Below are 25,887 nucleotides of genomic sequence, written 5' to 3' on the forward strand. Positions count from 1 at the left end.
AGACGACTTTAGTCTGAATCTGACCCACGATTTCCTGTGCGCCCGGTCGGATAGATGCCCTCGCCGCACGCGCTTTTCAGTGCAGCGAAGCGCCCGGTTTTATTGAGCGAAAGTCCCCAACTAAGGGTTTCCCCCATACCGACAAGGGCCAACGTCTACGGCATTTGCGCCTTGAACGAGGCGGTTGAATGCTGCACCATCCGGGCTCTGCTTATTCAAGGACGGAATTCAAGGCATGTTGGACGCCAACGCAACCCACATTACCCTCACGCTCGAAGGCGCCTCCGCTGACCTGCAAGTGCTCAGCTTTACCGGTCGCGAAGCCCTCAATCAGCCCTTCCGTTTTGACCTCGAACTGGTCAGCGCCCGCCCTGACCTGAAACTCGAAGAGCTGCTGCACAAACCCGGCGTTCTGACCTTCGGCGCCACCGGCGAAGGCATCATCCACGGCCTGGTCTATCGCATCGAGCAAGGCGATTCCGGCAAGACGCTGACCCGCTACAGCATCAGCCTGGTGCCGCAACTCGCCTACCTGCGCCACAACCACGATCAGCAAATCTTTCAGAACCTGACCGTGCCGAAAATCATCGGTCAGGTGCTCGAAGCACGCGGCATTCTTGCCAACGCTTATAGCTTCCAGCTCGGCGCCGAATACCCGCAACGCGAATACTGCGTGCAGTACGACGAGTCCGACCTGCACTTCATCCAGCGTCTGTGCGAGGAAGAAGGCATCCACTTCCACTTCCAGCACAGCAGCAGTGGCCACAAACTGGTGTTTGGCGACGATCAGACCGTATTCCGCAAACTCAAAGCCGTCAGCTACCAGCAAGACTCCGGCATGGCCGCGGAAAAACCAGTGATCAAGCGCTTCAACCTGCGCCTGGAAACCCGCACCACCCGCGTCAGCCGCCGCGACTACGACTTCGAGAAACCGAAAATCCTCCCCGAAGCCGCGAACAAAACCGAGTTCAGCCCGGATCTCGAAGACTACGATTACCCCGGCCGCTTCACCACCCGCGAGCGCGGCAAATTCCTCACCACCCGCGCCCTCGAACGCCATCGCAGCGACTACAAACTCGCCGACGGCAAAGGTGACGAGCCGACCCTCACCAGCGGCCATTTCCTGACCCTCGCCGAACACCCGCGCGCCGAATGGAACGATCTGTGGCTGCTGCTGGAAGTCTTCCACGAAGGCAAACAACCGCAAGTGCTCGGCGAAAACGTCACCAGCGACGTCACCGACAACAAAAGCGATTTCCACCAGGGCTACCGCAACAGCTTCCTCGCGACCCCGTGGGACGCGCACTACCGCCCTGCCCTCGAACACCCGAAACCGAAAGTCCTCGGCAGCCAGACCGCCGTCGTCACCGGCCCCAAAGGTGAAGAAATCCACTGCGACCAGTACGGCCGCATCAAAGTGCAATTCCACTGGGATCGCGAAGGCCAGTCCGACGACAACACCTCCTGCTGGATGCGCGTCGCCAGCGGCTGGGCCGGCGCAGCCTACGGCGGCATCGCCATCCCGCGCATCGGCATGGAAGTCCTCGTCACCTTCCTCGAAGGCGACCCCGACCAGCCACTGATCACCGGCTGCCTGTACCACAAGGAAAACGTCGTCCCCTACGACCTGCCGGCGAACAAAACCCGCAGCACCTTCAAAACCCTCAGCTCCCCGGGCGGCAAGGGCTACAACGAATTCCGCATCGAAGACAAAAAAGGTGCCGAACAGATCTACCTGCACGCCCAGCGCGACTGGGACGAAAACATCGAACACGACCAGAAAATCCGCGTCGGCAACGAACGCCACGACATCGTCGAAGCCAACACCTACAGCGAATTCAAAGTCGAAGAACACCGCATCACCCACCTCGACCGCAAAAGCGAAATGCGCGCAAACGACCACCTGACGGTTGCGGTGACACAGCACGTCAAGGTTGGCACAGCGCAGTTCGTTGAGGCCGGGACGGAGATTCACTACAACGCTGGCGAAAAGGTTGTGATGGAAGGCGGCATGGAACTCACGGCCAAGGCTGGCGGGAGTTTTGTGAAGGTGGATGCCGGGGGTGTGACCATCAGCGGGGCCGAGGTGAAGGTGAACTCTGGCGGTGGGCCGGGTGCGGGTACGCCGGCGGCGCCGTTGTTGCCGGGGCCGATGAAAGTGGCGGATGCGGATAAGGCGGGGAAAGTCCTCGTACCGCTGCCGAAACGTTTGAGCGAGTCCGGTATCACACCGTTGTGCGGCAAACAAAACAACGGCGCTTGCAGCCGTAAGGATTGCACATGCATGTAAAAGCGCTGAGTGCCCTCCTCGAAGCCCCGCGCCATTCGTTCGAGCAATTGCCACGTGAAAGCTCCGGCCAGAGCCTGTGCTTCATCATCGACCGCGCCCGTCAACCTGAGGCCATGAGCCGCCTCTACCGCATCGGCGAACCGATGAACTCGCAAGGCCTGTTCATCGGCACCGACTTCGCTGAAATGGCCGCTGACGGCCCGCTGTGGCTGACCGCACCATGGGGCAGCCGCCTCGCCCATGAAGCGGCAAAACTCTGCGAAGAAAACTACGCCGGCATCGCGCTCACCACCGCCGCCCCGGCCAAAGCACTGGCCCACGCCCGCTGGCTGCTGCGCGCCAATGACGGCTCCGGCGGCCAAAGCCTGCTGAGCTACCACAAACCGAGCCTGTGGGCCGCGCTGGCTTACACCGCCGTGGAAAACTCACAGCAACTGTTCGGCCCGTGGCAACACGTCTACACCCCAGCGCCAGTCCACTTCGGCCGTAACCGTGGTCACTGGCTGAGCTGGCGCTCCGTCTCGGAACTCGAATGGCTCGGCGACGTCTCAGCGTTCAACCTGCCATCGGACGCGCCGAAGGTTCAGGAACATTTGGGTTGGATCTACTGGACGGACGCGCAATACGCCGCCTATGGCGAACCGACCGATGAAGAACTGCCCAACCTCGTGGCAAACCTCAACGTGCTGGTGGCCCACAACATTTACGAAGGTCGTCATTTACTGAAACTGGGGCCGATCACTAACGGCCCGCTGCTCGAAACGCAGCCTCAGGCAATGGCTATCCTGCAATCCAGGGAAGAGTCGTTCATCAAGGTTCAGCAGCTGCAGCAGCTGGCTAGTAGCGCCGCTTGATGACCCCCGTCCGCGTAAAGAATGAATGGAATCGAAATGGAACAGAACACCAGCGCAGCACCTAAAACCGAGTCGTCTCCTACCGCGCCAGTAGCCGATGAGGTCTGTGCGAAACCTGCTCGGGATATCGGCGAACAACCTGTAGCACCGGAAGATTCACCGGGCGATCACGACAAAGTGAAGACGCCGTGCTCTACGACTTACGGCGGTGCGATTTACGACACTGAGAATGAGTCATTCTGGTTGCTTCCAGAACGTACCAACTCGGCGCTGAAAGAAGCTTCCAGCGATCTGGAACAACAGGTCAGTTCAAGCAAAACGCCCGAAGAACGTAAAAAAGGCCTCTACAGCAGCGGTCTTCTCGAATACTTCCTCGAGCCCAAGCTGGCTAACTTTCTCGAAGGTGAGCAACACGCACGACTACTCGAAATTGAAGCGCAGCACCCAAACATCAGCAATCTGGACGCAGCCCTGCGTGATGCTCAAGAAAGCAGAAAGGCCGCAGCTCCGTCCGAACAAGTACCTGAAAAGCCTCTGACACGTCTCGAACAGGATCAGATCAAAAAGACTGCCTGGATGGCCGCGCAAGAGGACGCGACCCGAGTACGTGGTGCCAGAAGTGAATGGGAAAAACTCAATCGCATTGCGGTCGCGGCAGCCAAAGAAAAGGGTTACGCCTACGAAAGCGGTAATCTCTATGCGCCCAAAGCCATCGCTGCTCGCGAAGGCGTTCAAAAATACTTGAAAGCGCGAGAAGCACTCCTCAAAGAGAAGGATCTGGCCACTTTAACTTCGGCCGAAATAGCCCCTCTACTGGCTGCAGATAAAAAGCGAATAGACGACATCGCAACATGCGGTGCCAATAACCAGCTTCCTCTTTGTACGTTCGTGCGTGACCAGGAAATCAAGCGCAAGGAAAGAAAAGCGACCTACACCGCTTATCTCGACGCCATTATCGATGTCGCTCAGTTTGGCATCGCCGTACCCGAATTCGCGTTGATTCCCGAAGCGGGCGGTTCGGTCGAAGGCGGCATCGACTTGTTCAAGCAATACCTGGCACTCGAGAAAGAGCAAAAGGAAGTCAACGAGCGCCTCAGTGCCAAATACAAAAGCTGGATCGAAGCCAGCGGACGGCAAGCCAAGGCGCCCGCCAATCTTGTAACCGTCGAACGTGCAGCATGGGATCGCTTACAAGCGTCCAAAGAGAACATGCGGCTGAAGGCAGAACAGAACATGGAAACGGCGCCTGTGCGTCGCCACCTGTTGTGGGAGCCGGAACAATTTCAGGCGAGACCAGAAGAACGCCTGATCAAAAATGGTTTCCCACTCGCCGAAATGAGCATGTCGGACAGCCTGAAAAAGCCCCTGACCTACCTCAGCATGTATTCGCTGCCGAGGATCAAGCAAACGGTCAAAGACGACTGGAAGAAAGTGGGGGCAAAGGTCAAAGACCTCACCAAGCGACCCGGTAACAGCGATGGTAAAGCCGCAACGGATAGTGAACTCAGCCTGTTCGGGCAATGGCTGACCCAAGAAGGCGCCGTGCGGATCAAGGATCAGGAAAGCGACTGGTTCACCGCCGAAGGCTGGTTCGAGATCGAAAAATTCAACGCATACCTTGAAAGCAAAAATTACAAGGTCACTTCGCTTGAAAGCGCAGGTACTCGCAAGGAATGGGGTGATCGACTGCAGCAAGTTTTGTTTAAAGACAATGTGCGCAAAACATTCCGGATTTTTGACATTACTCCGCAAGCGCAGTTAGTACGCTGCCTGATGCCCTCCTCCACCGAAACGATGCATTCCAGCACAAAGGTAGAAGGCCCGGATTGGACATTGGCTGAAGGTTTCCAAGCCTCCGCAAAAGCGACGTTCGCCGTTGACCTCGCGAGAGGTGAAGTTGAGCTGTTCAAGGTTGATTTGCCTGAACGAAGCAAAGCGAAAGAAATAAAGCTTACCTATCTAGATCATAGCCATATCAAACAGACTATGAACTTAGGGAGATTCTCTTTATATATTGGGGCAAAAGCATGGGGATATGCAGGCGCCTCGTTGCTCCTTTCCTCAGAGATAGCACTTGACGCTAGTAATGCAGGATTCCATTTGGCACCTCCAGAACCGGTTGTCCGCACTGGAGACAAAAGGGATTTCGCTCATACAAAAACTACCTCCCCAATAAAACAAGTACCCAGCAAACTACAAGTTCAGAATGGAGGGAAGGCCTCATTCAACCTTTTCGCAGGATTACAGTCAGGAATAATGATTACAGGGGCATTGAACTGGGCCCCACCAACAGAGGTTGCGCTATTACAACGAGCGCCAATTAGCAGCGCCAAAGATTCGATAAAGACAAATGAATGGTTTAGTCTTGCAAGACTAAGCGCCGAGTTCAATGTCGCGGCTGGGCTAGGGATGAGCGCAGAAGCAGGAATCTCTCTAAACAACGGATCGTTAATTTTAGTTTTGAAGGCGTCACTAATTGCTGGACCTGGAGTGGGAGGATCGTTCAAATTTGAAGTTGGGTACAGCGCCGTAACAGAATTGATAAATCTTTTCCGTCGAGAACTTTACAAAAACAAGCAGAACCCTTTTATCAGCGTAGATGAAGACGCCTACAAATTAATGTCGAATCTAAACACGATTGCATTGTGCGGATTCGATGTCGCCATGATTTATCTCATGGGTATCGACACGATCATGTCTATATATGAATCTCTGACAGCATCGGGAAAAGGTGGCCCAATCGCAGACACAATAGTCAACTATGAGATCCAAGCGGAAATTGAAAAATGGTGCGTTGACGCCATCCCAAACGCCTTAGGCCCATTATTGATGACACTTATCACACCGCCGAAGCCTTTCACAGTCGAACGCACAGGCTCCTCAGGAAACAGCGTTAAAACTGAGCAAACATACGACCAGTCTCAAGCACACCTATTACAGCAGCAAGCAATCGAAAAAATACTTGGATGGATTGTTTCGAACAGTCAGAAAAAAGGCACTATCGAAAAAGCTCAACGCCAATTCGAAGAAGCATGTATGTGCATGAACCAATTCGGAGTCAAAGCGCAAGATAGTGGGCCAGAATACTGCAAGAATAGACTTCTTTTGGACAATTTTATGACCGAGAGTGTTTTGGGTTTGTTTTCCGAGCAGAGTAACAGCATGCGTTCGCGCTACGCCAAACAAGTAAAAATTTTAGGGGGAGCCATGGATAACTTCTGCCAGCGCAGCCAATATTTCGGACGAACTTACGTTCCTGGCGGAACTGTCAAATTTATCGGCCAAGAAATCTGAATGAGACTTACAGAATGATGAGCTTAACGCGCTGCAGCATTACGTTAATAATGTTGTTATTTTCCACACAGATATTTGCCCAATTATCAACAACAGAGCTGAGCAACAAAAGTAAAGGCATAGAACTCTTTAATCAGTTTAAGACGGTTTCCGCAATCCCTTTCCTGAGTACTGCGGCAAAAGCAGGTGACAGCGAAGCTCAATACTATTTAGCAGAATCCATAAGAAAAAATAATCGCTACATGACACAGGAGGCCCAGAGTTGGTATGAAGCATCGGCCGAGCAAGGTGACCTCTATGCAATGATCCAGTTGGGCCGGAGCAACGCTGATATTTGCACCGCTATGCAAAACTGCCCACAAATAAAGAAGCAGCCGATCGAATGGCTTAATCAAGCCCAAACGATTGCAAGGCAAAGAGCAGAGCAAGGCAACGCAGAAGCAATGTATATAATGTACGAGGCCTCAACTGAAGATGGATGGTTGGAAAAATCTGCGAACGCTGGATATTCTATCGCACAGTACTGGATGGGTATCCGCGAGCGCCAGGGCGAGGGATCTTTTATAATGCCATGGAAAAGATCCGAATCAATCGAGAAGTGGTTTAAAGCATCGTCTGAGGGTGGCAATCCAAAAGCCATGATGGCATACCTTGAAATCCTGTATAAAAATGGCGATATGAATGCCGTTCGACATTGGATTGAAGAGGCCGCTAAAACCGGCGACCAAGACGCCATAAGTTCTTACGGCGCATACTTATCTCATACACCAGACAAAATCGGTCTACCACTGGATCTAGTTAAAGGATACGGTCTTTTGTTACTACTCAAAGAACTTGATGGTGGCGGTAATGTTCAAGCGTATCTAGAAGACAAATTGCCTGAAGTTTCTCAAAAAATGACTCCACAGCAAATTACAGACGCCAAATTATTCGCCACACAGTGGAAAGGTACTCACCCACCCCTATCTTTTTTTCCCGAAAAGCTTAGCCGTTGATTTATATGAAATACGTTTGCCCAGGCTTTCTAGTAGTTTTATCTGCCCCCAACGTACTGGCGCTGACTGACTCAGAGCTTGCAATAAAATCTCGCGGGATAATTTTATACAATCAATACAAAGCCTCTACCGCAATCCCTTCATTAATAACTGCCGCGAAGGCAGGCGACCATGAGGCTCAGTATTATTTGGCCGAGGCTCTTAGAAAGAAAAACCATTACATGAACGCGGAAGCCAGAAAATGGTACGAAGCATCAGCAGACCAGAATGATCTCTATGCAATGACAAAAATGACTCCCGAACAAATTGAAGCTGCCAAAAAGTTCGCTCAGGAGTGGGCATCTTCACACCCTCCTCTCTCTTTCTTTCCCGACAAACTTAGCCGCTGAGCACTATGAGACTTCTCATCGCAGGATTTTTGCTAGTCATTTCAGCCCCAAACGTACTGGCGCTGACCGCCTCAGAGCTTGCGATGAAGTCTCGCGGCATAATTCTTTACAATCAATACAAAGCCATTACCGCTCAACCCCTGTTAATGGTTGCAGCACAAGCAGGCGACCATGAAGCACAGTATTATCTCGCCGAATCTTTACGCTCAAAATATGGCTACATGAATCCTGAAGCGGAGAAGTGGTATGAGGCGGCAGCAGCGCAAGGTGATCTGTATGCGATGATTCAGCTTGGACGAGACAAACCCGATCTGTGTAAATTCGTTAACGACTGTCCACCCAGAGCTAAAACGCCTGCCGAATGGTTAAAACAGGCCTTAAGCATCGCTCAGCCGCAGGCAACCGATGGCGACGCGGAGGCGATGTACATCATGTATGAACTGACGCTAGATACAGCATGGCTGGAAAAATCAGCAGCAAAAAATCATTCTTTATCACAATATCTTTTGGCTACAAGCTACAAGCAAGGAAATGGTTTTTTCTTACCTTGGAAACGTTCGGAGGTTGTAGAAAATCTGTTCGAGGCCTCCGCGAAAGGTGGGAATCCACAGGCCATGATGGAAATTGGAGCTATCCGATATGAAAAAGGTGACCTTGAAGGATTTCGTTATTGGAACGAGCAGGCTGCCCTGGCTGGTTATGCAACGGCCGTTTATGGTCATGGTTCAGATCTTGCCCACGAACCGGACACCTATGGTTTCACCTACGACATCGTTAAAGGCTATGCTCTTATTTATTCACTGAAGGAGTTGGACGGTGGTGGTGGCATACAGTCAATAGTTGATAGCAAGCTGCCAAGAATTGAAGCCAAAATGACTCCGCAGCAAATATATGTAGCAAAAGAGTTTTCTGCCCAATGGAAAGCTAGTCACCCACCCTTGAGCTTTTTTCCAGACAAGCTAAGCCGCTAGGTGAAAGAGGCTCTTTAGCCGGCAGCAGTGAATCAGCCTACATTTATCAGCCATTCACTCCTGCCAAATTCCCTACCCCATCAAACCGGTGCCTTCCAGCTCACCATCTGTTGCTGCGCGACCTGCAGCAAATCATTGCCATCCTGTGCCAGCAGATACAGTGCATGGGTAATGTGCGGAATGTCTTCCACGTCGGCTTGCTTGAAGCACAGACAGTGCAATGTTTCGAGCAGGTCGCTGCACGCGCGGATGCGCTGGACAGCGGCTTCAGGATGTCTTTAGGGTTGGCTTCGGTGTCGATGAGCAGCGTCGGGCTTTCAGTGACGTTGCTGTTTAAGGGGTGGTAGCGGTTTGGAAGCGGATTCAATTTTGGCATTTTGATTACTCAACTGTTTCGTAGGTAACCGCCAAAACCGTGACCAAACGGTGGGAGGCGGCCGTGTGCAGGCTTGGTCAACCGAGAACAGTTCAAACTCAGCTCGCCCGAAGGCGTCCTGCACACAGCCGCCACAGCAGTGCACCTCACGAACATAGAAGTTCGCCGTGCAAATGATGGCACATATGCAATGAACTCTTCTCAGGTGACCAAACCCGAGCCGCTGATTTTGCAGCGACACCCGACAATACCCGCCCCGCTCCAGACCCCGAAAGCAGACAAAGCAGCAGCCTTTGTAGGAATTCGCCAAACCGCGCGAAGAAAACCGCCTCACTCCCTGACAGCCGGCGTTCAGCCGGGTTAACCATCGCTTAACGCCGTGGTCGAAAACTGTACTGAACCGCACGCCCTCAGCCCTTGGCTGACGCCCAGTGCGGCAGGTTCGGTTTGTATTGCGCCGAACTCTCTTTGCGTCGCACGGGAGTCTTTTCATGAACATTCGTCCGTTTCTGCTCACCACTGCCCTCGCCTGCGCGGCTTTTGCCGGGTTGGCGCAGGCCAATGACACGTCGGCCACATCGAAAGCGGTGCCTTATGAGTACGGCATGCCGCTGCATGTGGCGAAGGTGATTTCGTTGACTGAGCCGGCCACTCAGCAATGCAAGGTGATTACAGCTGATATGAAGTACATCGATAACGCTGGCAAGGCTGAGGAGATCAGTTATCGGAAAATGTCTGACGCGTGCAGTTTCCAAAACTGACAGAACGTTCTGATTTTTCGCGTTGCGGTAGGCGTGGGGTGTTTCGGGGGTTATGCTCGGGGCCCTCCTCACTGCCGCAAGGATTAGCCATGCAGTTGTCGTTTCGCGCGTTGTCGGGCATTACCTCTTCGTTGTGTTTTTTGCTCGCGTTGGCCTGGGGCTTTTTCCCCGAGGTGTTGCTGGCGATCTGGAGCATTGAGTATTCGACCGCAGTCGGGTTTGTCGCGCGGCGCAGCGCGGTGTTGTTTGCGGCGTTGGGGGTGATGTTTTTTCTGGTGCGCAATGCACCGCCGTCGGTGGCTCGCAGTGCGCTGAGCAACGGGTTTATCGTCGGTTGTTTTGGCTTGGCTGTGCTGGGTTTTGGCGAATGGCTGAACGGCCATGCCGGCCCCGGCATTTTGCTGGCGGTGCTGGTCGAGCTCGCGCTGGGCCTTGGTTTTGTGCAGGCCCGGCGCGTGACGGTCGAACTGGCTGAAACAGTGGGTTAAACGGCTCTGGATCGCGGACTGTAGTGGTGCGGTGTACTTTGCTTGTTCAGATCCGAACGCAGCCCTGCGATCAGTTCATTGATCTCGCGACAGCCGTTGAGGTGGCTGGCGTCGATGTCACGAACCATTAGATCGACCTGATCAGTCTGGTGATCGCCAAACACTTTGACGGTCATCAGCAAGTCCGGCGACAGCGTGCACTGGCAGCGCTTTGGCAGGAAACTGCTTTCAACGATGTTACGAAGTTCCAAGGCAGACAGAAACATGGCGAACCCTCTCCTTACTGTGAGATTGCCAATCAAGTATTCACGCTGACCTTTGCTGCGCCTGCACGGGTGTGTCCCCGCTGTTTCCCTGGTGCGGCAAACGGTGGTACGGCGAAATGCCCATTGGAGTGTAGGCGCCCAAACCCGGTGCGCCGCACTGAAAAGACGCATAAAGCGTGCCTTTCATCGGGTCATTCTGACCCACATAAAAATCAATCACTTGGCGCAAAGGCCAGTATTTCGCTACGTGCAAAATGCCGGTTGAGCCCTTTTGCGCGTTGCATTTTGCAATCTGTTGCGGGTTTGCATTCATCACCCATGACGGTAAGAATGCTTGTCAAACCACCCTACACCCGCAAGGAGGCATCCATGGGTTCTTTACGCGCTTACGCGACCACCGGGCTGATTATCGCCAGCCTGTCCACCCTCGCCCACGCGGCGAAACTTGAAGACGTAGCACCTTACCCGAAGGCTGAGGCGGGCTTTACCCGTCAGGTCATTCATTTGCCGAAGCAAGAGAATGAAGAAAACTTCCAGGTCGAGATTCTTGCCGGCAAGACCCTTGAGGTGGACTGCAATCGTCCGAAGCTCGGCGGCGTGCTCGACGAGAAAAATCTGCAAGGCTGGGGCTATCCGTATTATCGCCTCGAGAAAGTCATTGGCCCGATGAGCACGCTGATGGCCTGCCCGCCCGGCAGCAAGAAGAAGCGCGCGTTCGTGCCGGTCGTCGGTGATGGTTTCACCGTGCGTTACAACAGCAAATTGCCGATCGTGGTCTACGCCCCAACGGACGTCGAAGTGCGCTACCGCATCTGGTCGGCCTCGGACAAGGTCAACACAGCCATTCAGGAATAACCGGGCAAGGAGCACGTGCAGTGATTACTTGCCACGTCAGATACGTGATCGACCCGTACCAACTGACCGAGTTCGAGTCTTACGCCAAGGCCTGGCTCGGTATCGTTGAACGCTTGGGCGGCAGCCATCATGGCTATTTTTTGCCATCGGAGGGTTCGAGCAACATTGCGTATTGCCTGTTCAGTTTTCCGTCACTGCCGGATTACGAAAGCTATCGGCATATCGCGATGACCGATCCCGAGAGTACTGCGCTGGTCGCCTCTTTGCTCGAGAAGAAGTTCATCGTCAGCTACGAGCGCACGTTCCTGCGCCCGCTGCTGCCCTGAACACCGTTACGCCGGGACGCCGCACGCAGCGGCGCGCTCGGCGACGTGACGCAGGCTGTCGAAGTTGATGTTGGCGCCTGAGTCGATCGCCACGAAGGTTTGACCGCGCACGCCGCTTCGCGCCACGTATTGTTTGATCCCCGCGACGGCCAGGGCGCCGGAGGGTTCGGTGATTGAGCGCGTGTCGTCGTAGATGTTTTTGATCGCGGAACAGAGGTCGTCGTTGCTGACGGTGATCACCTCGTCCACGCAGAAACGACACACTTCAAAACCGTATTCACCGATCTGCGCCACGGCCACACCGTCGGCGAAGGTACCGACGCTGGGCAACACGACACGTTCGCCTGCGTGCAGAGCGGCTTTCAGGCACGCGGAATGTTCGGATTCAACGCCGATGATCCGCACTTCCGGGTGCAGGTATTTGATGTACGCGGCGATGCCGGCGATCAAGCCGCCACCGCCTACCGGGATGAAAATGGCATCCAGCACGCCTTGGTGTTGCTGAAGGATTTCCATGGCCACGGTGCCTTGTCCGGCGATCACGTCCGGGTCATCGAAGGGGGACACGAAGGTGCGGCCGGTTTCTTCGGCCAATTGCAGGGCATAGGCCAACGCGAAGGGAAAGCTTTCACCGTGCAGCCGCGCTTCCGCGCCTCGACTGCGTACGCCCAGCACCTTCAGTTCAGGGGTGGTGCACGGCATGACGATGGTCGCAGCGATGCCCAGTTCGCGCGCCGCCAGTGCCACGCCTTGCGCGTGGTTGCCGGCCGATGCGGTGATGACGCCCTGTGCCTTCTGCGCATCGCTCAGTTGCACCAGTTTGTTGTAGGCGCCACGGATCTTGAAAGAGAACGTCGGTTGCAGGTCTTCGCGCTTGAGCAGGATGCGGTTGCCCAGCGCTTCGGACAACGCCGGGGCTGCCTGCAATGGCGTACGCACAGCCAAGTCGTACACGGGAGCGGCGAGAATCCTTTTCACATAGTGCTCAAGCAGGGCTTGCTGGTCGTTGGTGTAACTCATGCTGATCTCCTTGATAGCGATTTCACGCACCTTGTGTAGGAGCTGCCGAAGGCTGCGATCTTTTGATCCTGAAGATCGCAGCCTGCGGCAGCTCCTACATGAGCGGTGTTTCGAACCCCGGAGACAGAAAGTAAAAACCCGCCTCTAGGGCGGGTTGGGTGCTGCAGTCGTGAGCTAGCCCGCCAAGTGAGGAATGGCGGTAATAATAATGCTTGGCTGGCAGCGCAATACGTAGGTAGTCATGACCTGAAAATTAGCCTGAACGCTGCTGGCACGTCAATGGCCAATTTTGCGTGGCGCGGGTAATCTGGCGATTCTGCTCATCAGTTCAAGGAAGGAATGCATGATGTCTGTCGCCCTGCCCCTCACGGCTTTGCTCGCTTTTTCCGGTTACACCGTTTCGGTGATGCTCCAGGCTGAACAGTCGCTGATTGATTTTGGGATCAGCTTGATGTCGCGGCCGGATACGGCACAGGTGGTGATTGATTTGTACCTGCTGGCGACGTTGGCCGGGGTTTGGATGGTCAAGGATGGCAAGGCTCGTGGGCAGTCGGTTTGGTCGGTGGTTCCGTATCTGTTGCTGACGGCGGTGTTTGTGTCGGTGGGGCCGCTGTTATATCTGGTGGTTCGTGGGGTTCGGGAGCGTAGGAAAGTCAGCAATTCCGCGGCTGTGGGCTGATCTGAAATCACCTGTTTATTTTGAGATCCTCATCGCGAGCAGGCTCACTCCTACAGGGGATCTTCGCTACACCAAAGATCCATTGTAGGAGTGAGCCTGCTCGCGATGGGGCCGGGCCAGACAACACAAATCACCTGGCCAAGCGCCTCAGCCCAAACAACATCCCCCCCGCCCCCATCAACATCACCAGCAAAAACACCGGATAAGACACCCACCACGGCGTCCCCGCCGTCATCATGCTGAACTCCGACATCCCGCCAATACTCGCGATCAGGTTCAGCGGCAAAAACACCACGTTGATCAACGTCAGTTTGCGCAGCAGGTTGTTCATGCTGTTGTTCATCAGGTTACCGCGCGCGTCGATCAGCCCGGAGAACACCGTGGAGTAGATTTCAGCCTGTTTGTAGCACTGGTTGTTTTCGATGATCAGGTCATCGATCAGTCCGAGCGCCTCGCTGGAAAAATGCTGTTTCTCGGCATGATTACGCAGCCGTGTCAGCACCGCGCCGTTGCTGTGCAGGGCGTTGATGTAATAGATCAGGCTCTCGCTTAGGTTGAACATCTGCACCAGATGCTGGTTCTGCATCGAGGCGTTGAATTTTTGCTGCAACTCGCGGGCGACCAGTTTGATCACCTTCAGGTGACCGAGGTAGTGATGGATGTTGTTGAACAGCAGATCAAGTAGCACATCCAGCGGCGTGTTTAATGGCTGGCGAGTGCCGAGGCCATGCAGCGGCGTGTCGTCGGTGGCGATCACCAGCAATTGCCCCGGCGCGAACAGCAAGCCGCAGGACGACACCTCAAAGGCCAGGCTGCCGCCACCGGAATAGTTTTCCGGGCGTTTCCAGATCAGGAACAAATGGTCGGGGTGAAACTCGATGCGCGAGACTTCATCCGGGTCGAGCGCCGAGGCCAACGCATGCTCATCGACCTTGAAATGACTGTGCAGCAAATCGCGCTCGGCGGCGTCGGGATTGCTGAACAGCATCACCTCGGCGTCCAATCGTTCAACCCGCTGTAACGCGCCGTGGCTCAGTGAAAAACTGCTGATCATCGGCGGCTCACCACGCTTGCCCGCGACGTTTGAGTTCCAGCCGCCGCACAAACTCTTCCAGCACCAGCGAATACAAATCGTCCTGCAAATACGCGTCTTCGATGCCTGCATCGAGGTTTGGATTGTCGTTGACTTCGATCACCACCACTTTGTCGCCGGCCTGTTTCAGGTCGACGCCGTAGAGGCCATCGCCGATCAGGTTGGCAGTTTTCACCGCAAGGTCGACGACCGCGCGCGGCGCTTCATGGATCGCCATGGTTCGGCATTCGCCGTTGACGTCCTGCCCTTTGGCTTTGTGGTTGTAGATCTGCCAGTGGCCCTTGGACATGAAGTATTGGCAGGCGAAGATCGGTTTGCGATTGAGCACGCCGATGCGCCAGTCGTATTCGGTGTAGAAGAATTCCTGGGCCAGCAACAACACCGAGTGCTCGAACAATTCCGCGGTGGCTTCGAGCAGCGCTTGTTGGCTTTCGACTTTGATGACGCCGCGTGAAAAACAGCCGTCGGGGATCTTCAACACCAAGGGGAAACCGAGGCGTTCGCCGACCCGTTCGAAGTCTTCGGGTCGCTCTTTGTAGAGGATTTCGGTGGCGGGCATGCCCAGTTGATGGCTGTTGAGCAGATCAGTCAGGTAGACCTTGTTGGTGCAGCGCAGGATCGACGTCGGATCGTCCATCACCACCAGCCCTTCGCTCTCGGCTTTCTTGGCGAACCGGTAGGTGTGGTTGTCGACGCTGGTGGTTTCGCGAATCAGCAGCCCGTCGTACTCGGCCAATCGCGCGTAATCCTTGCGCTCGATCAACTCGACATCGATGCCCATGGTTTTGCCGACCCGGACGAAATTTTCCAGTGCTTTGGGATTCGACGGCGGCAAGGCTTCCTGTGGGTCGTGCAGAATAGCCAGGTCATAACGCGCAACTTGCGGCGAGCGCGGCACACGCCAGACTTTACGACTGAAACCGTCCAGCGCATTGGCAAACTGATCTTCCTGATCATCGCGTAACTTGTGCAACGCACCGGACTTCACGCCCTCGATGTGCCAACCGTTAGTTCGGCGAAAATCAACTAACAGAATCGGGCAAGGAAACACTTCAAACAACTGCCGCGCCAGATCCTGCAACGGCTCGATATGAGTTCTGCCGAAATACAGTGTCAGGGTAAACCCTTCGGTATCGCTGTAGAGGTGGTGACTAAGGGCTTTTTCCAGGGTTTTATCCAGGTCATCCAGTGCCAGGCCATAAAGTGATTTTTTCGTCAGTTCGCTGATGGTACGCACCGACGGAATCACCTTGTGCCCACGGGCTTCCGCCAGCAGCGAGCAGTAATAGCCATGGCCCAAGTACTTGTAGCTGCGGCACAGGTTGATCACCTGAACCCGTTTGCCGGGCTCGCTTTCGCGTGTTTGCTCGAGGTATTCCTGAGCGGTGACGATGTCTTCGCTGGGAAAATAAGAGGCCCAATCTTCCTTGCGCTCGACAATGATCAACACTTGACTGGAGGTTCTGACCGCTGGTTTTAAATAAGTTGCCGTCGGCAAACTTTGCTCGGATACTTCGCGCCAATGACCCTGTACCGCTGACATAGAGATTGATCCGTTGGAGAACAAGACCTTTTCTATTAAGCACGAAGTTTTACGAAAGTCTCGTTTCGTTACGCAACTTTTACGGTGGTCATATGAGTACTGTTTTTCGCCTGGCCGTAGTTGAAGACTTGCCGGCGTTGCTGGCATTGGAAATGCAATGTTTCACCACGGATCGGCTCACCAGTCGCAGTTTTCACTGGATGATTACGCGCGCCCATGCGCAGTTGCTGGTCGCAGAACGCGATGAACATCTGCTCGGTTACGCGCTGGTGCTGTTTCATCGCGGCACCTCGTTGGCGCGGCTGTATTCGATAGCCCTGGCTGCCGAGGCTCGCGGCACAGGGCTGAGCAAGCAATTGCTGGAAAAAATCGAGGCCTGCGCGCTGGAACATGATTGCGCGTATCTGCGTTTGGAAGTGCGTACCGACAACCCCACCGCCATTGCCCTTTATGAGCGCAGCGGTTACCGACGTTTTGCGCTGATCCACGATTACTACGAAGACCACGCCGATGCGTTGCGCTTGGAGAAACGCATTCTCCAACACCGCGATTCGCGCAACATCACGGTGCCTTACTACGCGCAGACCACCGACTTCACCTGCGGCCCGGCCTGTCTGTTGATGGCCATGGGCGCCTTGCAGGCCGGACGTTTGCTGGAGCGTCGTGAGGAATTACAGATCTGGCGCGAGGCGACGACCGTGTTCATGACCTCCGGCCATGGCGGCTGCAGCCCTCAAGGTTTGGCACTGGCGGCGTGGCGCAGAGGTTTTCGCGTGCGTTTGGAGCTGAGCCTGGAGGGGCCGCTGTTCCTTGATGGCGTACGCGATACGCATAAAAAAGACGTCATGCGTTTGGTGCATGAAGAGTTCACTGCGCAACTGGCAAAAACCGATGTGGAACGTGTGATCGGCGCAACAGTGGATTTGCCGCGATTGCTCGACGCCGGTGGCCAGCCTTTGGTGCTGATCAGTAGCTATCGTCTGACCCGCTCAAAATCACCGCACTGGGTTGTAGTGACCGATTGCGATGAGGACTTCGTTTACCTGCATGATCCCGATGTCGATCACAGCCAGCACCGACAACCGATGGACTGCCAGCACGTGCCAGTCAGCCATGGCGAGTTTGAAAAAATGTGCCGATTTGGCCGAGGAAAACTACGCGCCGCAGTGGTGCTACTCCCCCAAAACCTATAGCCACCAAAACCCCTGTGGCGAGGGGATTTATTCCCGATGGGCAGCGAAGCAGCCCTCTCTTCCTGGAGAAGCTGCACAATCCATCGGAGATAAATCCCCTCACCACAGGTATAGAACGCTCTCAGCGCCTTACTTCAAGCCAAGCTTGTACAACGAACCCTTCGACTCATCCGTAAGCACATACAAATAACCATCCGGCCCTTGGCGCACATCCCGAATCCGCTCTTTTAGCTCGCCGAGCAAACGTTCCTCATGCACCACCTTATCGCCATCAAACTGCAACCGGATCAACTCCTGCGTCACCAATGCACCAATAAACGCGTTGTGCTGCCATGGTTTAAACCGGTCAGCATCGTAAAACGCCATGCCAGACACACCCGGTGATTTCTCCCAGACATGGTGCGGCGCAACCGTGCCTTCAGCCGTTTTACCCTGCGCTTCAGGGATCGGCTGCATCGAATAGTTGATGCCGTGAGTCGCCAGAGGCCAGCCGTAATTCTTCCCACGCTCGATGATGTTCACCTCATCGCCACCGCGTGGGCCGTGCTCGTTTTCCCAGAGCGTGCCGTTCCACGGGTTGAGCGCCGCACCCTGCGGGTTACGCTGACCATAAGACCAGATTTCTGGACGCACACCGGATTGCCCGACAAAGGGGTTATCGTCCGGCACTCGGCCATCGGGATAAATGCGTACGACCTTGCCTTGCAGCTTGTCGAGATCCTGAGCGGTTGATCGATCATTGTTTTCACCCAAGGTGATAAACAGATACCCGTCGCGATCAAACACCAGCCGTGAGCCGAAGTGATTGCCAACCGAGAGCTTCGGCTCCTGGCGGAAGATCACTTTGAAATCCTTCAGCGTTTTCAAATCATCCGACAGGCGCCCCCGCCCGACCGCTGTGCCGGCCTTGTCGCCCTTGCCACCACCTTCGGCGTAAGACAGGTACACCATGCGATCCTGTTTAAAGTCCGGCGACAGCGCTACATCGAGCAAACCACCCTGCTCCTTGGCCCAGACTTGCGGTACGCCACTGATTGGCTCGGACAACTTGCCGTCCGTGCCCACTACACGCAGATTGCCCGGCCGCTCGGTCACCAACATGCCTTGGCGATCCGGCAAAAAAGCCAGTGCCCAAGGATGGTCTAGTCCTTGAGTAATCGTGGTGACTTCGAGGATGCCCTGCTCGCTTTTCAGCTCTTTGGGCGCTGCGGCGAATACCGGAGCACTGATCAGAACGCCGGCACACAGGCTGGCCAGTAGGGTTTTACGCAACATGCACGATTCCTTATGTTCGCTTGAAAGGCTGACAGAACCTCAGTCCTGCCGTTCAACGGTTGCTGTCGGTACCCCGTGAGGGTGGATTGGGAATAAACGTCGGCGGTGTACTTGGCACCGAACGAATCGGCTGGCCGTTGCCGGTGCCACGGTTTTCCACGGTGGGCGTACGCGGCGTCGGCGCAGTGCTCGGGCCACGAATCGGCGGGCTGCTCGGCTGAGTGCCTTGCATGCTGTTGGGGTTGGCCCGGCGGATCGGGCTGTTGTAGGGATTATTACTGTTGCCGGTCGGACTCTGCGCCAGCAACAGCGTCGAGGCTGGCACCGAGACGTCCGCATGAGTCCACCCCACGCTCAAGCCGAGGACGGCGATGCCAAGCTGAATTCGGTTCATGGGGCAACCTCTCGATGCAAGTAGATTAGAGCCTTCGAGTCCACGCTACGCCCAGGGTTCGCATTTGTTAAGTCACAGGCTTTAAACAACATGTAACCAGACACGACCGCTGGCCCCAGAGCCCGCGCAATCACTGGAAACTTTCACGCTGGGCCACAGGTCACCTGATCATCACTTGGGAGATCATCACCATGGCTCGGGCAATCTGGAAAGGCGCGATCAGTTTTGGACTGGTTCACATCCCCGTCGCGCTGGTTTCAGCGACATCGTCCCAAGGCGTGGACTTTGACTGGCTCGACAGCCGTAGCATGGATCCGGTGGGCTACAAACGGGTCAACAAGGTCACCGGTAAAGAGGTCACCAAAGAAAATATCGTCAAAGGTGTGGCCTATGAAAAAGGTCGTTACGTAGTGCTCAGCGAAGAGGAAATCCGTTCGGCACACCCGGTCTCTACGCAAACCATTGATATCTTTTCTTTTGTTGATGCTGAGCAGATTCCCCTGCAAAACATCGACACACCTTACTACTTGGCGCCCGACAAACGAGGCGGCAAGGTGTATGCGCTGCTTCGGGAGACGCTGAGCAAAACCAACAAGGTCGCCCTTGCCCGCGTCGTTTTACATACTCGTCAATACCTGGCGGCGCTGATGCCACTGGAGTCGGCACTGGTGTTGGTGAAGCTGCGCTGGCCGCAGGAGGTGCGCAGCCTCGATACGCTAGAGCTTGGGAGTGAAGTGACCAAGCCGCAACTGGCCAAGGGTGAACTGGACATGGCCAAACGGCTGGTGCAGGACATGAGCGCGGACTGGAAGCCTGAAGATTACAACGACGAGTTTGAAGACAAGATCATGGCGCTGGTGGAGAAGAAAGCCCATGAAGGCAAGATCGAGGATGTCGAAACGGTGGGTGGCGAGGAAGAGCGTAAAACGGCCGATGTGATCGATTTGACGGAGCTGCTGAAACGCAGTCTGGGCGGGAAAGCGGCGGCGAAGCCGAAGGCCAAAGCCGCGCCAGCCAAGAAAACGAAGAAAGCGTCAGCCAACTGACAGGTTGCTTTTGCGAGAGTCATTTGACCCAGCCAGACAAACGCCATGTAGGAGCTGCGGCACGCTGCGATCTTTTGACTTTGAAGTGTGTAAAAAACAAGATCAAAAGATCGCAGCCTCGTTGCACTCGACAGCTCCTACAGGAGGATCAGATCAGGATAAAGATCGCCAACAAGCTACCGAAGATCGCCCACTTTTCCATGTAGTACAGCTTGCGATTACGTTTTTTCAGCTCTTTACCACGCAAACGAATCTTGTAGATCCTGGCAAACAGACGGTTGATGCCGCCAGTACGGTCACCGGCATCGTTCGGCGCACCCGCCGCGGACATCACGTTACGGCTGAACCAGCCGTTGAACGCCGCCGCCCAGCGATATTTCATCGGACGCTCGATGTCGCAGAACAGGATGATGCGGTTCTTATCAGTGGTGTTTTCCGCGTAGTGAATGAACGTTTCGTCGAACATCACCGCTTCACCGTCACGCCAGTGGTAGTTTTCGCCATCGACGTTGATGTAGCAACCAGCATCATTTGGCGTATCGAGACCCAAGTGATAACGGTACGAACCGGCGTACGGGTCACGGTGGCGCACCAGTTTCGAGCCCGGTGGCAGTTCGGCAAACATCGCCGCTTTGATCGAGCCGATGCTTTGCACCAGTTCGGTGGTACGCGGGCACAGTTTCATCGCCGACGGATGGCTGTCGCCGTACCACTTCAGGTAGAAGCGCTTCCAGCCGGTCTTGAAGAACGAATTGAAGCCGACATCGTTGTACTGATCCGAGCGTTTGATCTCGCCGGCACGCAGCAGATTCTGGCCTTCTTCACGGATTTCCTGCCAATGTTCCTGCAACGGACTCAGATCGGGAAACTCCGACGGATCCAGATAAGGCTTGTTCGGTTTTTTCGAAAACAGATAGAGGAAGCAGTTGATCGGCGCGAGAAACGACGAATGATCGCTCAGTTGGCGACCCAATTTGTGCCGCACCCGTCCACGAAGATGAACGTATGCAATGGAAATGACATAAATAGCAGCAATGATGAGTTTCACGGAAATCGTCACATGTCAGTAGTGAACAAACTGCGCGCCTGAAGGCCTCTGGCCCGGCGTCTGATGCAGTGGTCGGATTACAAATGGCACGTCCCTGAGCCCGCGCCGTTGAAGGCCGCTGGGTGAATGGATGGCATTTTAGCCACACTTTGTATCCGATAGTGAACCTGTAAGTGTTAAAAACTGTCCCGGGTGCGCGCCAATCAGCGGTCATGGCGTGTTCGCCCTATCGTTAAGAGCGCCAGACCAGTACAATTGCCGCCAAACTTTACGCGCCCCCCTTGGTTGATGCCGGGACTTTCCCGCCTCAGCGCACTTTGACTCGGGCCAAGCGCTCCGGCCGCACCCTCGCTACTCAGAATGCTTCGCAGGAATAACTCTTGATCTCTACAGCTAACATCACGATGCAGTTCGGCGCCAAGCCGCTGTTCGAAAACGTTTCGGTCAAATTCGGCGCGGGTAACCGCTACGGCCTGATCGGCGCCAACGGTTGCGGCAAGTCGACCTTTATGAAAATCCTCGGCGGTGATCTCGATCCGTCCGGTGGTCAGGTCATGCTTGAGCCGAACGTACGCCTAGGTAAGTTGCGTCAGGATCAGTTCGCCTACGAAGAATTCACCGTGATCGACACCGTGATCATGGGTCACGAAGAGCTGTGGAAGGTCAAGGCTGAGCGCGACCGCATCTACTCGCTGCCGGAAATGAGCGAAGAAGACGGCATGGCCGTGGCCGAGCTGGAAACCGAATTCGCCGAGATGGACGGTTACACCGCCGAATCCCGTGCCGGTGAACTGCTGCTGGGTCTGGGTATCGGCATCGAACAGCACTTCGGCCCGATGAGCGAAGTGTCGCCAGGCTGGAAGTTGCGTGTGTTGCTGGCTCAGGCACTGTTTTCCGATCCGGAAGTGCTGTTGCTCGACGAACCGACCAACCACCTGGACATCAACACCATTCGCTGGCTGGAAAACATCCTGACCCAGCGTAACAGCCTGATGATCATCATCTCTCACGACCGTCACTTCCTGAACAGCGTGTGCACGCACATGGCTGACCTGGATTACGGCGAGCTGCGCCTGTTCCCGGGCAACTACGACGAGTACATGACTGTGGCGACCCAGTCCCGCGAGCAACTGCTGTCGGACAACGCCAAGAAGAAAGCACAGATTTCCGAGCTGCAATCGTTCGTTAGCCGCTTCTCGGCCAACGCCTCGAAAGCCAAGCAGGCGACTTCCCGCGCCAAGGCGATCGACAAGATCCAACTGGCCGAGGTCAAGCCTTCGAGCCGCGTGAGCCCGTTCATCCGCTTCGATCAGAACAAGAAGCTGCACCGCCAGGCAGTCATCGTCGAGAAGATGGCCAAAGGCTTCGACGGCAAACCTCTGTTCAAAGATTTCAGCTTCCAGGTTGAAGCCGGCGAGCGCGTGGCGATCATCGGCCCGAACGGTATCGGTAAAACCACCCTGCTGCGCACTCTGGTCAACGAACTGACCCCGGATGCCGGTAGCGTCAAGTGGACCGACGCCGCTGAGCTGGGCTACTACGCTCAGGATCACGCGCACGACTTCGAAGACGATGTCACCCTGTTCGACTGGATGGGTCAGTGGACTCAAGGCGAGCAGATGATTCGCGGTACTTTGGGCCGCATGCTGTTCTCCAACGACGAGATCCTCAAGTCGGTCAAAGTGATTTCCGGTGGTGAGCAAGGTCGCATGCTGTTCGGCAAGCTGATTTTGCAGAAGCCGAACGTGCTGATCATGGACGAACCGACCAACCACTTGGACATGGAATCGATCGAGGCGCTGAACCTGGCGCTGGAAAACTACCCGGGCACGCTGGTTTTCGTCAGCCACGACCGTGAGTTCGTATCGTCCCTGGCCACGCGCATCATCGAGCTGAGCCCGGATGGCGTGACTGACTTCAGCGGCACCTACGATGACTACCTGCGTAGCCAGGGTGTGGTGTTCTAAAAGCAGCTTCGAGGTTTGAGCTGCTAGCTGCAAGTTAAAGGCCCTGTCCATGTGACGGGGCTTTTGCATTTGTAGGAGCCGAGCTTGCTCGCGAAGGGGCCATCAGCTTCGGCAACGGTGTTGAATGTTACTCAGCCTTCGCGAGCAAGCTCAGCTCCTACAAAGACGCAGCAGCTGAGATGCTTTAATAGTTAGCCTGCTTCCTTTTATCCCTCACCCACGCCATCATGCGGACTCTCCCACCGCCGCCCGCGAACGAGTCCTCATGTCTGCGCAGCAACTGCCACCGCAAAGCTCCATGGCGATCACCCTGCAGATCGTTTCCATCGTTTTCTATACCTTTATTGCCTTCCTCTGCATCGGTCTGCCGATCGCGGTGTTGCCCGGTTACGTCCACGAGCAACTGGGTTTCAGCGCAATCATTGCCGGGCTGGTCATCGGTTCACAGTACTTGGCCACCCTGCTCAGCCGCCCGATGGCCGGGCGCATGTCAGACACCATCGGCACCAAACGGGCGATCGTGTATGGCTTGCTGGGGATTGTGCTGAGTGGCGTGCTCACCCTGATTTCGACGCTGTTGCAAAGTTTTCCACTGACCAGCCTGCTGATTCTGATTCTCGGGCGTTTGCTGTTGGGCGTCGCGCAGGGCCTGATCGGTGTCGGCACAATCAGTTGGTGCATGGGCCAGGTCGGCGTCGAACACACGGCAAAATCGATTGGCTGGAACGGCATCGCCTCGTATGGCGCGATTGCGATTGGCGCGCCGCTGGGCGTGGTGATGGTCGCTGAATACGGCTTCGCCAGCCTCGGGATCGCGCTATCGGTATTGGCCGCCGGCGCGCTGCTGTTGATCCGCAACAAACCTTCGGTACCGGTGATTCGTGGCGAACGTCTGCCGTTCTGGGCAGTGTTCGGGCGCATTGCCCCGTTCGGCGCGAGCCTGACCTTGGCGTCGATCGGTTACGGCACGCTGACCACGTTTATCACGCTTTATTACCTCAACCGTGGCTGGAGCGGCGCGGCGTACTGCCTGACGGTGTTTGGCGTGTGCTTCATTCTGTCGCGTTTGCTGTTTATCTCGGCGATCAGTCGTTTCGGCGGTTTTACCTCGGCGATTGCCTGCATGACCATCGAGACTGTGGGACTGGTGATGTTGTGGCTGGCGCCTTCCACGGCATTCGCTTTGATCGGTGCGGGGCTGGCGGGATTTGGTCTGTCGCTGGTGTATCCAGCGCTGGGGGTTGAGGCGATCAAGCGCGTGCCGAGTTCCAGCCGAGGTTCGGGGCTGGGGGCTTATGCAGTGTTCTTCGATCTGGCGCTGGCGATTGCCGGGCCGTTGATGGGCGCGGTGGCGTTGAATCTGGGCTATTCGTGGATTTTCTTCAGTGCGGCGCTACTGTCGGTGATCGGGTTGGGGCTGACCCTACTGCTTAAACGCCGAGCAATGGGTTGAATCAAGATCAAAAGATCGCAGCCTTCGGCAGCTCCTACAAGGAATACCCTCTCATGTAGGAGCTGTCGAAGGCTGCGATCTTATGATCTATCGGGTTATTGATCCGCGGTCTGCATCCCCGCCCGCGTCGGTTTACCCAGCGCATGCGAGAAAAACCGGCCAGCCTCGGAGATCAGGTTGCGGTGAATATCCTCTCGATCCACGCCATCAGCGTCGGTACACAACGCCGGCATCGCCATGAGCTGCTCTTCCGTGCACGGCGCCATAAACACAAAGTGCCCTGCCCCGGCCAGCAACTTGAAGTCCGGCGCGGTCGGCAGTTTGCGCGCCAGCGCGGCGGCGTTTTTATCGAAAGCCACCAGTTTGTCGCCATCACCGCTATAAAGAAGCACCGGCACGTGCACGTCGGCCAAGGTATGACGGCCGAATTTAAGACTCAGCGGCGCCATTAACAGCAAGGCATGTACGCGCGGATCGGCGACAGGCTGCAAATCATCGCGATCCACAATCAACTCGCCCTTAGTGTTGCAGGCGTCGCGATCGTCAGGACGCTCTTGGCAGTAGCGACGCAAGCGATCCAGATCCGGCTGCGCCCCCGAAAGGATCAGCGCGGTCTCACCGCCTGCCGAATAGCCGATCACCCCGACCTGGTCAGCGTTGACGAATGGCGCAAGCATTGGGTCGCCAAGCGTGGCGGTAATCGCTTCGGATATCTGGATCGGCCGCCCGTAGAGGTTGCTGAGGGTACCGAGCCGGCTGTGATCCTTGGAGTTGTCGCCGGGGTGAATGACCGCTACGACGACGAAGCCTTTACGCGCCAGTGAGGTCGCGAGGTCATGCAATGCGAGCGGCGTCCCGGTGTTGCCATGGGACAACATCAGCATGGGAAAACGGCCAATGGCGATTTTGGTGTCTTCACCCGCCTCGACTGTGTAGCCCTCAATCAGCGCGGTGTGCTCGCGATCGCTGGAAGGATAGAAGGCGATGGCGCGCATCGGTTGCAGATCCAGTGGATCGAGGAACGTCATCTCGTGGTAGCCGACGCTCCAGCGTGGATGCAACCCGGGGGCGGCGTGCACTGTATTCAGGCTGCCTAGCAGGCAAATCAGTAACGTTGCACAAAGACGCATCATCGGATGCCCCACCCTGTTGTTACTCAATCGAAAGATCCGCCGTGTTGCGAAGGCCCAAGCGCCGAGGATTCGGCTTTAGGCGATGGCAATACACTCAGACGCTGTTCGTTTAACTGCATAACCCGGGCCAGATTATGTAACAGTCAGAAACAAAAAACTCCGTATTTGGCCCTTGCAG

The 25,887-nt window shown here is 55.6% G+C and carries 23 protein-coding genes and 2 pseudogenes; 15 read left to right on the forward strand and 10 right to left on the reverse strand.

The window, feature by feature from the left end:
* Positions 1–235 precede the first annotated feature (235 nt).
* Genes ACIP66_RS07955 through ACIP66_RS07980 form a run of 6 tightly spaced genes read left to right on the forward strand, consistent with a single transcriptional unit; the run spans position 236 to position 8,793 of the window.
* Positions 236–2,290, forward strand: coding sequence for a type VI secretion system tip protein VgrG (locus ACIP66_RS07955; protein WP_400646887.1), 2,055 nt, complete (start codon positions 236–238; stop codon positions 2,288–2,290).
* Positions 2,281–3,144, forward strand: coding sequence for a DUF4123 domain-containing protein (locus ACIP66_RS07960; protein ID WP_400646889.1), 864 nt, complete (start codon positions 2,281–2,283; stop codon positions 3,142–3,144). Before ACIP66_RS07955 ends, ACIP66_RS07960 begins: the two co-directional genes overlap by 10 nt.
* 36 nt (positions 3,145–3,180) lie before the next feature.
* Complete coding sequence (locus tag ACIP66_RS07965) at positions 3,181–6,438, forward strand: hypothetical protein (RefSeq protein WP_400646891.1); 3,258 nt, start codon at positions 3,181–3,183, stop codon at positions 6,436–6,438.
* A 14-nt stretch (positions 6,439–6,452) separates the two neighbouring features.
* On the forward strand, positions 6,453–7,433 hold the full coding sequence (locus ACIP66_RS07970; protein WP_400646893.1) for a tetratricopeptide repeat protein: 981 nt from the start codon (positions 6,453–6,455) through the stop codon (positions 7,431–7,433).
* A 5-nt stretch (positions 7,434–7,438) separates the two neighbouring features.
* Positions 7,439–7,822 carry a hypothetical protein gene (locus tag ACIP66_RS07975; protein WP_400646980.1) on the forward strand — a complete coding sequence of 128 codons (384 nt, stop codon included), beginning with the start codon at positions 7,439–7,441 and terminating at the stop codon, positions 7,820–7,822.
* A 5-nt stretch (positions 7,823–7,827) separates the two neighbouring features.
* Positions 7,828–8,793, forward strand: coding sequence for a tetratricopeptide repeat protein (locus ACIP66_RS07980; RefSeq protein ID WP_400646895.1), 966 nt, complete (start codon positions 7,828–7,830; stop codon positions 8,791–8,793).
* An 80-nt stretch (positions 8,794–8,873) separates the two neighbouring features.
* On the opposite strand, the pseudogene ACIP66_RS07985 reads toward ACIP66_RS07980, so the two are convergent.
* Positions 8,874–9,169: pseudogene (locus tag ACIP66_RS07985) on the reverse strand (hypothetical protein).
* A 491-nt stretch (positions 9,170–9,660) separates the two neighbouring features.
* Here ACIP66_RS07985 and ACIP66_RS07990 point away from each other — a divergent pair.
* Complete coding sequence (locus tag ACIP66_RS07990; protein WP_212549431.1) at positions 9,661–9,930, forward strand: DUF2790 domain-containing protein; 270 nt, start codon at positions 9,661–9,663, stop codon at positions 9,928–9,930.
* Positions 9,931–10,019: 89 nt separating this feature from the next.
* Entirely contained in the window at positions 10,020–10,418 is a 399-nt protein-coding gene (locus ACIP66_RS07995) for a hypothetical protein (RefSeq protein ID WP_159811342.1), read from the forward strand.
* Here the strand turns inward: ACIP66_RS07995 and ACIP66_RS08000 are convergent.
* Complete coding sequence (locus ACIP66_RS08000) at positions 10,415–10,684, reverse strand: DUF1652 domain-containing protein (protein ID WP_053119860.1); 270 nt, start codon at positions 10,682–10,684, stop codon at positions 10,415–10,417. The two genes, ACIP66_RS07995 and ACIP66_RS08000, sit on opposite strands and share 4 nt — an antisense overlap.
* A gap of 40 nt (positions 10,685–10,724) precedes the next feature.
* Complete coding sequence (locus ACIP66_RS08005; RefSeq protein ID WP_282358077.1) at positions 10,725–10,997, reverse strand: hypothetical protein; 273 nt, start codon at positions 10,995–10,997, stop codon at positions 10,725–10,727.
* A 56-nt stretch (positions 10,998–11,053) separates the two neighbouring features.
* Between ACIP66_RS08005 and eco the strand changes: the two genes are divergently transcribed.
* Both eco and ACIP66_RS08015 read left to right on the forward strand, forming a co-directional pair.
* Positions 11,054–11,539, forward strand: a complete 486-nt coding sequence (eco, locus tag ACIP66_RS08010; RefSeq protein ID WP_053119858.1) for a serine protease inhibitor ecotin — start codon at positions 11,054–11,056, stop codon at positions 11,537–11,539.
* A 20-nt stretch (positions 11,540–11,559) separates the two neighbouring features.
* Positions 11,560–11,865, forward strand: a complete 306-nt coding sequence (locus tag ACIP66_RS08015) for an NIPSNAP family protein (RefSeq protein WP_400646899.1) — start codon at positions 11,560–11,562, stop codon at positions 11,863–11,865.
* Positions 11,866–11,895: 30 nt separating this feature from the next.
* Here the strand turns inward: ACIP66_RS08015 and ilvA are convergent.
* Positions 11,896–12,885 (reverse strand): annotated as a pseudogene (gene ilvA / locus ACIP66_RS08020) (threonine ammonia-lyase, biosynthetic); the annotation flags it as partial.
* A 343-nt stretch (positions 12,886–13,228) separates the two neighbouring features.
* Between ilvA and ACIP66_RS08025 the strand changes: the two are divergent.
* On the forward strand, positions 13,229–13,564 hold the full coding sequence (locus ACIP66_RS08025; RefSeq protein WP_400646902.1) for a DUF2834 domain-containing protein: 336 nt from the start codon (positions 13,229–13,231) through the stop codon (positions 13,562–13,564).
* Positions 13,565–13,694: 130 nt separating this feature from the next.
* Here the strand turns inward: ACIP66_RS08025 and ACIP66_RS08030 are convergent, their stop codons facing one another.
* Together ACIP66_RS08030 and ACIP66_RS08035 are read right to left on the reverse strand one after the other, a co-directional pair.
* On the reverse strand, positions 13,695–14,618 hold the full coding sequence (locus tag ACIP66_RS08030) for a magnesium transporter CorA family protein (RefSeq protein WP_212549427.1): 924 nt from the start codon (positions 14,616–14,618) through the stop codon (positions 13,695–13,697).
* A 7-nt stretch (positions 14,619–14,625) separates the two neighbouring features.
* The gene (locus ACIP66_RS08035) at positions 14,626–16,200 is read right to left on the reverse strand and encodes a RimK family protein (protein WP_400646904.1); all 1,575 of its coding nucleotides are present in this window, start codon (positions 16,198–16,200) and stop codon (positions 14,626–14,628) included.
* 92 nt (positions 16,201–16,292) lie between these two features.
* Here ACIP66_RS08035 and ACIP66_RS08040 point away from each other — a divergent pair, with 92 nt between their 5' ends.
* Positions 16,293–17,393, forward strand: a complete 1,101-nt coding sequence (locus ACIP66_RS08040; protein ID WP_400646907.1) for a GNAT family N-acetyltransferase/peptidase C39 family protein — start codon at positions 16,293–16,295, stop codon at positions 17,391–17,393.
* Between the two features lie 129 nt (positions 17,394–17,522).
* Here the strand turns inward: ACIP66_RS08040 and ACIP66_RS08045 are convergent, their stop codons facing one another.
* Entirely contained in the window at positions 17,523–18,668 is a 1,146-nt protein-coding gene (locus tag ACIP66_RS08045) for a PQQ-dependent sugar dehydrogenase (protein ID WP_400646909.1), read from the reverse strand.
* 52 nt (positions 18,669–18,720) lie between these two features.
* Positions 18,721–19,062: a hypothetical protein gene (locus ACIP66_RS08050; protein ID WP_400646912.1), complete on the reverse strand. Its 342-nt coding sequence runs from the start codon at positions 19,060–19,062 to the stop codon at positions 18,721–18,723.
* A gap of 191 nt (positions 19,063–19,253) precedes the next feature.
* Here ACIP66_RS08050 and ACIP66_RS08055 point away from each other — a divergent pair, with 191 nt between their 5' ends.
* The gene (locus ACIP66_RS08055) at positions 19,254–20,108 is read left to right on the forward strand and encodes a Ku protein (RefSeq protein ID WP_400646914.1); all 855 of its coding nucleotides are present in this window, start codon (positions 19,254–19,256) and stop codon (positions 20,106–20,108) included.
* A gap of 148 nt (positions 20,109–20,256) precedes the next feature.
* Here the strand turns inward: ACIP66_RS08055 and lpxO are convergent, their stop codons facing one another.
* Positions 20,257–21,156 (reverse strand): lipid A hydroxylase LpxO, encoded by a 900-nt coding sequence (lpxO, locus tag ACIP66_RS08060; protein ID WP_053120461.1) that lies wholly within the window; start codon positions 21,154–21,156, stop codon positions 20,257–20,259.
* A gap of 380 nt (positions 21,157–21,536) precedes the next feature.
* Between lpxO and ACIP66_RS08065 the strand changes: the two genes are divergently transcribed.
* Both ACIP66_RS08065 and ACIP66_RS08070 read left to right on the forward strand, forming a co-directional pair.
* Positions 21,537–23,123, forward strand: a complete 1,587-nt coding sequence (locus tag ACIP66_RS08065; protein WP_082341426.1) for an ABC-F family ATPase — start codon at positions 21,537–21,539, stop codon at positions 23,121–23,123.
* 265 nt (positions 23,124–23,388) lie between these two features.
* Positions 23,389–24,576, forward strand: a complete 1,188-nt coding sequence (locus tag ACIP66_RS08070) for an MFS transporter (RefSeq protein ID WP_400646916.1) — start codon at positions 23,389–23,391, stop codon at positions 24,574–24,576.
* 95 nt (positions 24,577–24,671) lie between these two features.
* On the opposite strand, the gene ACIP66_RS08075 is transcribed toward ACIP66_RS08070, so the two are convergent.
* Positions 24,672–25,709: a dienelactone hydrolase gene (locus tag ACIP66_RS08075; protein WP_159811354.1), complete on the reverse strand. Its 1,038-nt coding sequence runs from the start codon at positions 25,707–25,709 to the stop codon at positions 24,672–24,674.
* Between the last annotated feature and the right edge of the window lie 178 nt (positions 25,710–25,887).

Source organism: Pseudomonas sp. NPDC088429 (assembly GCF_044753305.1).
GTDB classification, from domain to species: Bacteria; Pseudomonadota; Gammaproteobacteria; order Pseudomonadales; family Pseudomonadaceae; genus Aquipseudomonas; species Aquipseudomonas rustica.

Excerpts from the sequence above, each read along its gene's own strand:
- ACIP66_RS07955 (WP_400646887.1), top strand. The coding sequence starts at position 236 with ATGTTGGACGCCAACGCAACCCACATTACCCTCACGCTCGAAGGCGCC.
- ACIP66_RS07960 (WP_400646889.1), top strand. The coding sequence starts at position 2,281 with ATGCATGTAAAAGCGCTGAGTGCCCTCCTCGAAGCCCCGCGCCATTCG.
- ACIP66_RS07965 (WP_400646891.1), top strand. The coding sequence starts at position 3,181 with ATGGAACAGAACACCAGCGCAGCACCTAAAACCGAGTCGTCTCCTACC.
- ACIP66_RS07970 (WP_400646893.1), top strand. The coding sequence starts at position 6,453 with ATGATGAGCTTAACGCGCTGCAGCATTACGTTAATAATGTTGTTATTT.
- ACIP66_RS07975 (WP_400646980.1), top strand. The coding sequence starts at position 7,439 with ATGAAATACGTTTGCCCAGGCTTTCTAGTAGTTTTATCTGCCCCCAAC.
- ACIP66_RS07980 (WP_400646895.1), top strand. The coding sequence starts at position 7,828 with ATGAGACTTCTCATCGCAGGATTTTTGCTAGTCATTTCAGCCCCAAAC.
- ACIP66_RS07990 (WP_212549431.1), top strand. The coding sequence starts at position 9,661 with ATGAACATTCGTCCGTTTCTGCTCACCACTGCCCTCGCCTGCGCGGCT.
- ACIP66_RS07995 (WP_159811342.1), top strand. The coding sequence starts at position 10,020 with ATGCAGTTGTCGTTTCGCGCGTTGTCGGGCATTACCTCTTCGTTGTGT.
- ACIP66_RS08000 (WP_053119860.1), bottom strand. The coding sequence starts at position 10,684 with ATGTTTCTGTCTGCCTTGGAACTTCGTAACATCGTTGAAAGCAGTTTC.
- ACIP66_RS08005 (WP_282358077.1), bottom strand. The coding sequence starts at position 10,997 with ATGAATGCAAACCCGCAACAGATTGCAAAATGCAACGCGCAAAAGGGC.
- eco (WP_053119858.1), top strand. The coding sequence starts at position 11,054 with ATGGGTTCTTTACGCGCTTACGCGACCACCGGGCTGATTATCGCCAGC.
- ACIP66_RS08025 (WP_400646902.1), top strand. The coding sequence starts at position 13,229 with ATGATGTCTGTCGCCCTGCCCCTCACGGCTTTGCTCGCTTTTTCCGGT.
- ACIP66_RS08030 (WP_212549427.1), bottom strand. The coding sequence starts at position 14,618 with ATGATCAGCAGTTTTTCACTGAGCCACGGCGCGTTACAGCGGGTTGAA.
- ACIP66_RS08035 (WP_400646904.1), bottom strand. The coding sequence starts at position 16,200 with ATGTCAGCGGTACAGGGTCATTGGCGCGAAGTATCCGAGCAAAGTTTG.
- ACIP66_RS08040 (WP_400646907.1), top strand. The coding sequence starts at position 16,293 with ATGAGTACTGTTTTTCGCCTGGCCGTAGTTGAAGACTTGCCGGCGTTG.
- ACIP66_RS08045 (WP_400646909.1), bottom strand. The coding sequence starts at position 18,668 with ATGTTGCGTAAAACCCTACTGGCCAGCCTGTGTGCCGGCGTTCTGATC.
- ACIP66_RS08050 (WP_400646912.1), bottom strand. The coding sequence starts at position 19,062 with ATGAACCGAATTCAGCTTGGCATCGCCGTCCTCGGCTTGAGCGTGGGG.
- ACIP66_RS08055 (WP_400646914.1), top strand. The coding sequence starts at position 19,254 with ATGGCTCGGGCAATCTGGAAAGGCGCGATCAGTTTTGGACTGGTTCAC.
- ACIP66_RS08070 (WP_400646916.1), top strand. The coding sequence starts at position 23,389 with ATGTCTGCGCAGCAACTGCCACCGCAAAGCTCCATGGCGATCACCCTG.
- ACIP66_RS08075 (WP_159811354.1), bottom strand. The coding sequence starts at position 25,709 with ATGATGCGTCTTTGTGCAACGTTACTGATTTGCCTGCTAGGCAGCCTG.